1 protein-coding gene is annotated in these 688 nt (G+C 50.7%); it reads left to right on the top strand.

What is annotated here, in order from left to right:
• The first annotated feature begins 82 nt into the window (after positions 1-82).
• Positions 83-577 (top strand): restriction endonuclease subunit S, encoded by a 495-nt coding sequence (locus tag GPA21_RS20350; RefSeq protein WP_211163753.1) that lies wholly within the window; start codon positions 83-85, stop codon positions 575-577.
• The last annotated feature ends 111 nt before the right edge of the window (positions 578-688 follow it).

The following is a 688-nucleotide window of genomic DNA, read 5'->3' as shown; positions in this document are numbered from 1 at the left end:
TCGAAGAGAAAACGGGGCGACACCGCAGAGAAAAGCGGTGATTTGCCGGAGAAATTGAACCGAGTTCGGTCGCTGTCATTGTTTGGCGGCGGGATTCAACGAAAACCTCGCGTTATTCGAGGTGCCCATTATCGATGCGCCCCAGATTACAGCCGGAAATGCACCTAGTCGGGCACAAAAGATTGTCGAAAAACACGACGTGATTTTTGCGACAACCCGCCCAACGCAACAGCGATACTGCTTAATTGGGGAAGAGTACGCAGGCGAGGTGGCGAGCACCGGCTACTGTGTTTTGCGTGCCAAGAAAGATGTGGTGCTGCCAAAATGGATATTGCATTGGATTGCATCGAACAGCTTCAAGACATACGTTGAAGAGAATCAAGGTGGAGCAGCATACCCAGCAATTTCAGATGCAAAGGTAAAGGAATTCAAACTCCCCATACCTTGCCCAGAAAACCCCAGAAAATCGCTTGAGATCCAAGCCGAAATCGTCCGCATGCTGGACACCTTCACCGAGCTTACAGCCGAGCTTACAGCCGAGCTTACAGCCCGAAAAAAACAGGGTATACGGATTTAATGGTTGATGGGGCACCTTCACCCCATCAATCTGATACCACCCTCAGATGGTTGATAGATCGACTCCGTAGTTGAGTTCCTCTGCGAAGTCCGGCAGTCCGTAACCGATGGT

This window comes from Azoarcus taiwanensis (assembly GCF_012910885.1).
GTDB lineage: Bacteria > Pseudomonadota > Gammaproteobacteria > Burkholderiales > Rhodocyclaceae > Azoarcus_F > Azoarcus_F taiwanensis.
This window is presented reverse-complemented; position numbering and strand designations above follow the sequence as displayed.